Origin of the sequence: Streptomyces phytophilus (assembly GCF_013870535.1) — a bacterium.
Lineage (GTDB): Bacteria > Actinomycetota > Actinomycetes > Streptomycetales > Streptomycetaceae > Streptomyces > Streptomyces phytophilus.
In genome coordinates this window covers 1-7492 of sequence record NZ_JACBXC010000184.1, presented here as the reverse complement: position 1 = coordinate 7492, position 7492 = coordinate 1, and the positions used below count along the sequence as shown (strand labels likewise).

Below are 7492 nucleotides of genomic sequence, written 5' to 3'. Positions count from 1 at the left end.
CGAGCGAGGTGCCCACGCCGGTGGCGACCGCCACGGTCAGGAAGTTCCGTCGTTCCATTTCCCGCCCCTTCTCACTGTTGCTCACTGCTGCTCACTGCTGGTCACTGTCGGTTCTCGGGGATCGCCCGGTAGAGGGACTCCGGCAACCGCGTTCTCGCCTTGGCGCGCAGAGCCGCGTGTACCGAGCCGTGGTCGTCGGGCAGGGCCAGGGTCGCGCCGCCGGTCTCGATGCGTACGACGTCCACCCCCACCCGTACCCGGTCGTGTTCCGGATGGCGGGGCAACCGCAGGTCCGTGAGGACGAACCCGCGGAACCCCAGGCCACCCGGGTCGTCGGCCGGCGCGGACTCCGTGCCGGCCGGCAGGGCCTCGATCAGCGCGGCGATCTCGGCGGCGTCGGCCGGCGGCAGGTCCCAGCCGGGGTTGGCCCGCCCGGACAGCGCGTCCACCTCCACATGCGGGGCGGGCGAAGCACCCCGGGGGTCTGTCACGTTCTCCTCCGAACCGCAGCCGGCGCCGAGGAGCATGAGCGCTCCCAGCACGGCCGCCACCGTCCTGGCCGTCGTCCTCGTCTCCGCCCTCGCCGCGCCGGTCCTCACCAGACGGTCTGCCGCGAGCTGTCCGGCCCGTACATGTAGCCGCCCCAGGTGGTGTAGTTGCCGCGGTTGGCTGTGTACGGGTCGGTGATGGCGTAGCCGGACTCGTCGTAGTTCCGGGCCGGCGTGCTGCCGGGCTTGTGGCACCAGCGTCCCACTCCGCCCACCGACTCCGTCCGACGCCACCAGTGGTAGTCGATGTCGAGCCAGGTGGCGAAGGCCACGTAGAGGTTGCCGCCGTCGCAGTAGGTCCGCCAGCCGTCGCGCAGCGCGGCGTCGCGGATCTGACCGACGGAGACGTAGGAGTACTGCTGCCCGGTGCCGCGCCCCGGCTGGGCGAAGCTGTTCGTGCGCCAGTTGGACGCGTAGTTGTAGCAGTTGTTGTTGAGACGGTGGTTGCTGTCGGCGTTCCAGAAGTCGAAGTTGGTCGAGCTGGTGACCCAGTACGTACACGCCGCCGCTCCGGCCACCGCCCAGCCGCCGCGCTCCGCGGGCCTGCGGATGGTTTCCGCGGCCGCCTGCTCCACGCGCTCGTCCACCCGCGGCTCCGCCGAGTCCAGCAGCCACGCCTCGGCGTCGGGGTCGACGCTCGCGGCGAGCCCGTCGCGGACCCGGAAGAAGGTCGGCAGCCGCCTCCCCTTCAGGACCTTCGCGGAGTCGCCGGTGGCGCGCACCAGGAATCCGCGGTAGCCCAGCTTCCCTTCGGAGACGGAGGCCGGCGCCATCGGCACCGCGCCCTCCAGCGCCCGCTGCAGGAAGCTGTTCCTTTCCGCGGCGGACAGGTGCCATCTGGGGTTCGGACGCCCCGAGAAGATGTCGAGCTCTATTTCGATCACTGCGCCCCCCTGCTGTCGGACCACTCGGTACGAACCGGTGCCGGTCGGCCGGAACAGTAATCTCGCGTACGGTTCCTCACAATGGGGAATTAAGCGGAATCAATGGTTTCAGCGGAATTTCCGCCATGATTCAGAATCATCAGCATAAGGAGGGGAAACAGCATGTCCGAGATGGTGGTAGCACTCCTTCCGCACCTCCCCCGGACACGCGGTCCGGCCCGGGGCCGAGACCGCCGGGAGCACCGCGGGCGCGGGCCGGTACCGAGCGTTCCGCGGCGGGTGACCAGCCGGTACGGACGACGCCGGACACATCTGCGGCGGCCGGTCGCCGGCGGGCGGGGCCTGTCGTCGCGCGCGGCGCGGAAAGTCCGGTTCCGCCCGCTTGCGGCTGATCCGCAGGGCGGCGCGGGCCCGGAACAGAACCGGCCCCGGAGCCGTGGGCTCCGGGGCCGGTCGGGGTCACCGCCGCGTCACAGGGGCTGGACGGTGATGTTGCGGTAGCGGACCGCGTTGCCGTGGTCCTGCAAGCGGATGGCGCCGGCGACCGGCGTCTCCGGCTTCCCGGCCCCGGTGGGGCCGTCGACGGCGACGTCGTCCTGGACCTTCACGCCGTTCCACACCACCGAGATACGTGCGTCCTCGGTCTTGTTGCCGTCCGCGTCGAAGCGGGCGGCGCGGAAGGTGATGTCGTACGTCTGCCAGGTCCCCGGCGGTTTCGCCGCGTTCGCGTCGGCCGCCTTCTTCTTGTAGATGGCGGCTGCGTCGTCGTTCGCCAGCGGGTCCTTGCCGTACGAGTCGAGGATCTGGACCTCGTAGCGCTCCTGGAGGTACACGCCGCTGTTGGCGCGGTCCTGCCCGGTGACGTCCGGCGGCAGCTCGGGCAGCCAGAACTCCACGTGCAGCTTGAAGTCCTCGTACGCCTTCTTGGTGCGGATGTCGCCGCAGCAGACCTCCATGGCCTCGCCGTCGAGCAGCGGCCACTGCGGCGTCCTGCCGTCCAGGTGCTGGAAGGCGGAGCGGTCCGCGCCGTCGAAGAGCGTGACGGGCTCGCCGCTGCGGTGGACGCTGAGCATGTCGAGGTTGACGTGCCCGGTGTCGTCCTCCTCGTTGACGTAGCGGATGGTGTTGGCGCCCGCCCGCAGGGAGACCTTCTCGGTCCTGGTCGTCCACTCCTCCCAGGTGCCGGTGGACGCCAGCTGCGTCTGCTTCACCTTCTTGCCGTTGACGTACATGCTGACCGTCTTGGTGCCGGTGAAGGGGTCCGGGCCGTTGGAGTAGCGCAGTCCGACGTCGTAGGTGCCTCCCTTCCGGGTCGTGACGTCGAACGTGGTGGACGCGCCCTTGGTGCCGTAGCCGGCGACGAAGCCGCGGCCGGTGTAGGCGTCGTGGTCGTCGGCGAGCTTCGCGCCGCCGTCGAGCCGGGCCTCCTCCGCCTCGTACGCGGTGGGCGCGGGCGCACCGTCACCGGGGATGTTGTTCAGCGTGTACCACGCCTCGGTGCTCCACAGCTCCTGGCCGCCCTCGGCGGTGAACGGGCGCGGGGAGCGCACGTGCACCACGTGGCCGGGCTTGAGGCCCGGGATCTCCAGGGTGACCTTCTTGCGGTCGTCGGACAGCTCCGCGGAGGTCACCGGCAGCACCTCTTCGTCCACCTTGGGCCCGCCGTACTCGGGGGTGGGGACGTAGCGCCACTGGGTGACCGAGTACTTCTGCGCGAGGGCGTCGGCGGTCTCCTGCGACAGGGGCTTGGTGTAGCTCATCTCGAAGCCGGTCCCGGTGGCGTCCATCGAGACGATGTCGAACGCCTCGCTGCCGCCGGGCGTCAGCTTCTGCAGGCCGTGGGCCAGCTTGCCGGGCTGGCCCCAGTTGCCGCCCGCGCCCAGGCCGCCGGCGTAGATCGCGCCGTCGGGCCCCATGCTGATGCGGTTGACGCCGGCCTCCAGGCCCTGGGTCATGCGGAAGACCGCGCCCTGGTACTCGCCCCTGACCTTCTCCAGGTCGGCCCGCTGGATGCCGCCGTAGGTGACGTCGCCGAAGAGGAGCTGGCCCGCGAACGTGCCCTTGTCCATGTACAGCGGCGTGCTGGGCGAGTTGGCTATCTCGTTCTGCGGCAGCCAGAGCACGGGCTGGGTGACGGGCTGGTCGTCGAACGGCCCGTCGGGGTTGGTGTAGTGGTTGAAGAAGCGGTCCTGCTTGATGTGCAGGAGCTTCGACGACGGCAGCCAGCCGCCCTGGTTGTCCAGGACGAACAGGTCGTCGTTATTCCCCCAGCCGATGCCGTTGGGGGTGCGCAGGCCGCCGGCGACGTAACTGACCTCGCCGGTCTCGCGGTCGACCTTGATGGTCGTGCCGCGGTTCTCGGAGGGCTGCGGGTCGGTGGTGGCACCGCCGTAGTTGATGGCGACGGACAGGTTCAGGTAGAAGAACCCGTCCCGGTAGAGCAGGCCGAAGGCGAACTCGTGGAAGTTGTCGCTGAACGGCCAGGTGGCGACGGTCTCGTACGCGTCGGTGACGTCGTCGCCGTCGTCGTCCTTCAGCCGCGTCAGCTCGTGCTTCTGCGAGACGTAGAGGTCGCCGTCGACGTACTTGATGCCCTGCGGCTCCTTCAGACCCTCGGCGACCTTCTTCACGGTCACCTGCTCCGGCGAGGTGTCGCCGGTGACGTTGTCGAGGAGGTAGACCTCGCCGGTGACGTTGTCGGTGCCGCCCCAGGTGGTCACCGCGAGGCGGCCGTCGGGCAGCCAGTCCATCGCGGAGACCTGCGGCTCGAAGCCGTCGGGGCGCAGGTCGGTCAGCTTGAAGTCGGGGTGGACGCCGTTCAGCGGCAGGCCGTCGCCGGGCGAGTCGGTGAAGCCCTCGCACTCCTTGCGGCCCGGCGCGGTGACGCGGACGACCCCGGCGGCGGTGCTGAGCACCGAGTTCGGCACGGTGGTGAAGCCGTCGGCGCCCGGGGGCTGCCAGGCCAGGGTGACCTGCTGGCCGCCGCCGCGCTCGAAGTGCTCGATGAACAGCGAGTGGTAGCCGGCGGTCAGTTCGACGGTGCCGTCCTTGGGGGGATCGGTGCCGTGCAGCCCGTCGTGGTCGATGACGACCTGGTTGTCGATGAGCAGCCGCGAGCCGTCGTCGCTGGTGAGGCGGAAGGTGTACGTGCCGTCCTGGGGCACGTTGACGTTGGCGATGGTGTGCGAGACGAAGTTGTCCTCGAAGCCGAAGTCCTCGGCGGTCGAGAAGTCGATCTGCGGCATGAGCTTGTCGACGTTCGGGGTCTGCGCGGGCTTGAGCGCACAGATCTCGTCGAGCGGGACCTGCACGTCGTACGTGCGCAGCGTCACGCCGGGCTCCTGCGGGGGGAGTTCGGCGAAGGGCTGGTCCTGCCGGTTCTGCGGGCCGGGGGCCCGTTCGGGGTCGGGTGCGGGGTCGGCGCCGGCGGGCGCGGCCCAGAAGCCGCCGACGAGGAAGGCCGCCGCGAGCACCGTGGTCATCCGTCTGCGGACACGGGGGTACAGCCGTGCGGACATTCGTTCCTCCAGACGCGAAAGAGGGCGGGAAGAACCTTCAGATACCGGGCGGGTGCGGCGCTGAGCCTAAAGACTTCGTCCGGGCCTGTCCATACTTTGTCATCCGAGAGAAAAAAGTTCCGGTACCAGGTCGTGGGCGTCGCGGCGGGCGGGAAGCACCGCGGCCTCGGGTGCGGGGGTGGCGGGCCAGCGGGTGCGTACCCCGGTGTCGGCCCAACCGCCGACGGCGGCGAGGAACTTGTCGAGCGCCGGGTTCGACAGGCCGTGGGCCTGGAGCGGCGCAATGTGCCGGCGGAACAGTTCGGCCAGCCGGTGCTGGACGTCCAGGGCCGCGGCCGGGTCGGAGTGCATCGTCTCGTACCAGCGGACCGAGCCGGCCGGCGCGAGGGCCGCGACGTTGGAGTAACTGCCGTGCGCGCCGCCGGCGATGCCGGTGGCCAGCAGGTGGCCGGGGACGAAGACGGAGCAGCGGGCGGTGTGCGGCCGCATGGCGTCGTACCAGGCGTCGTCGCCGCCCGCGGTCTTCAGGCCGACGAGCGCGGGCACCTCGGCCAGCAGCCGGCCGAGCAGCGCGGGCGAGACGGGGGTCTTGGCGTGCGGCGGGTTGTAGAGCACCAGCGGCACCGGGTCGGCGGCACCGGCGATCCGGGCGAGGAAGGCGACGGCCTCGTCGTCGGAGAGCGGCAGCCAGTCCGGCAGGATCACCTGCAGTGCGCCGGGGGCCAGTTCGCGGGCGCGGCGCACCCGGGCGAGGGCGGTCTGCGCCACCGGGTGGGAGGCTCCGATCTGGAAGGGCACGCCCGCGGCGGTGCACCGCTCGGCGAGCAGTTCGTTGATGTCGTCGAACTCGTCCTCGGCCAGGGTGTGGAACTCGCCGGCCGTGCCGTGCGCGTATATCCCGTGCAGCCCCGCGGCCAGCAGCGCGTCCAGTTGCCCGGCCAGCCGGCCCCGGTCGATCGCGTCGCCGTCGCCCAGGGGCAGCAGCAGCGTCCCCCAGACACCGGTGATGTCGTCGGCTCTCAGTGGTTTCATGGCTGGAGCGTACGATCCGGCCCCCGGCGCGGGCCCCGCGGGACTAGCTGACGCAGCCCGCGGGGAGTACGGCGCCCCCCGCACGGAGGTGGCGGAGTGCGGCGGCGATGGAGTGGCAGTCGAAGAGCGCCGAGTGCTCGGCGCCCGCGGCCGGCTTCGGCAGGCCGAGGGCCTCCCAGAGCCTGCCGGAGTTGGCCGAAGCGGTCTGCGGGGCCAGGGTGTTGACCCAGGGGCGCACGTTGAGGAAGCCGTTGTCGAGGAAGCCGTTCGCGACCTGCTCGCCGCGGGCGCGGGCCCAGCCGACGTTCTCGCCGAGCACGACCATGTCGTTGCCGTAGGAGAGCACGGAGCGGCCCTTGCAGAAGCCGAGGAAGTCGCCGAGCGCCGCCGCGGGCTCGCGGCCCTCGCGGTCGACGGCCTCCTGGCCGATGCCGGTCAGCTCGGTGAAGTACGGGGACAGCCGCGGGTTCACCACGGGCCGTACCAGGGTCTCGAACTCGTCGGCCACCGCGAGGTCCGCGTCCAGCCGGAGGGCGCCGATCTGCACGATCTCCCGCAGCTCGCCCGGCGCCGACCAGTCCCGCTCCGGCGCTCCCGGCCACGTGGTGAACTCCAGGTCGAAGACGATGAATGACGACACGTGGCCCTCCTGCGGTTGCGCGGCAGCCAGCGTACGGCCGCGGCGGCGCGCGTCGGTCAACCGGGTAGGCGGGCGTCGGCGCGGTCCGGGGAGTAGAGGTCGTCGACGACCATGGCGGCGGCGCCGACGAGGGCGGAGCGGTCGCCGAGCCGGGCGGTCACGACGTCGAGGTGCGCCGTGGTGCGGGGCATCGCCCGCCGGTAGAGCAGCTCGCGCACGCCGGTGAGGAACGGCACGGAGGACAGCTCGCCGGCGATCATCAGCACGCCGGGGTTGAGCAGCGTGACGACCGTGACCAGCACCTCCCCCACCCGCTGGCCCGCCTCCCGGGCCAGCCGCACCGCCTCGGGGTGCCCGGCGGCCAGCAGGTCGCGCACGTCGGAGCCGGAGGTCGCGGGCACGCCCAGCTCGGTGAGCCGGCCGGCCAGCGCCCGCCCGCTGGCGACGGCGGCGAGGCAGCCGTACGAGCCGCAGGCGCAGAGGGCGTCCATCCCGTCGTGCAGCCGCACGTGCCCGATGTCGCCCGCGCCGCCGTCGATGCCGCGGTAGATGCTGCCGTCGACGACGACGCCGGCGCCGATGCCGGTGGAGACCTTGACGAGCACGAAGGCGGCGCAGTCGGCGTACCCGGCGCGCTGCTCCGCGTACGCCAGGAGGTTGGCGTCGTTGTCCACGAGCACCGGCACGTCCTCGGGGCCCTGCGCGTGCTTGGCGAAGGAGCGGCGCATGTGGTCCTGGATGGGGTAGCCGTCCCAGCCGGGCATGATCGGCGGCTGCACGACGAGCCCGGTGCCGAAGTCGACGGGCCCCGGCACCGAGATGCCGATGCCGCACACCTCGTCCGCGCCCCGCCCGGCCCCGGCGAGCAGC

The 7492-nt window shown here is 71.6% G+C and carries 6 protein-coding genes; all 6 read right to left on the bottom strand.

Going from position 1 to position 7492, the window contains the following annotated elements:
- Nucleotides 1–101: 101 nt before the first annotated feature.
- On the bottom strand, nt 102–542 hold the full coding sequence (locus tag H5J30_RS11845) for a hypothetical protein (protein ID WP_181787396.1): 441 nt from the start codon (nt 540–542) through the stop codon (nt 102–104).
- Nucleotides 543–595: 53 nt separating this feature from the next.
- Nucleotides 596–1432, bottom strand: a complete 837-nt coding sequence (locus tag H5J30_RS11840; RefSeq protein ID WP_181787395.1) for a hypothetical protein — start codon at nt 1430–1432, stop codon at nt 596–598.
- Between the two features lie 470 nt (nt 1433–1902).
- The gene (locus tag H5J30_RS11835; protein WP_181787394.1) at nt 1903–4950 is read right to left on the bottom strand and encodes a 3-keto-alpha-glucoside-1,2-lyase-like domain-containing protein; all 3048 of its coding nucleotides are present in this window, start codon (nt 4948–4950) and stop codon (nt 1903–1905) included.
- A gap of 99 nt (nt 4951–5049) precedes the next feature.
- Nucleotides 5050–5982 carry a dihydrodipicolinate synthase family protein gene (locus H5J30_RS11830; protein WP_181787393.1) on the bottom strand — a complete coding sequence of 311 codons (933 nt, stop codon included), beginning with the start codon at nt 5980–5982 and terminating at the stop codon, nt 5050–5052.
- Nucleotides 5983–6025: 43 nt separating this feature from the next.
- Nucleotides 6026–6622, bottom strand: a complete 597-nt coding sequence (locus H5J30_RS11825; RefSeq protein WP_181787392.1) for a 3'-5' exonuclease — start codon at nt 6620–6622, stop codon at nt 6026–6028.
- 56 nt (nt 6623–6678) lie between these two features.
- Nucleotides 6679–7492 (bottom strand): ROK family protein (locus tag H5J30_RS11820; RefSeq protein WP_181787391.1); only part of this gene is annotated, 814 nt, incomplete at its 5' end.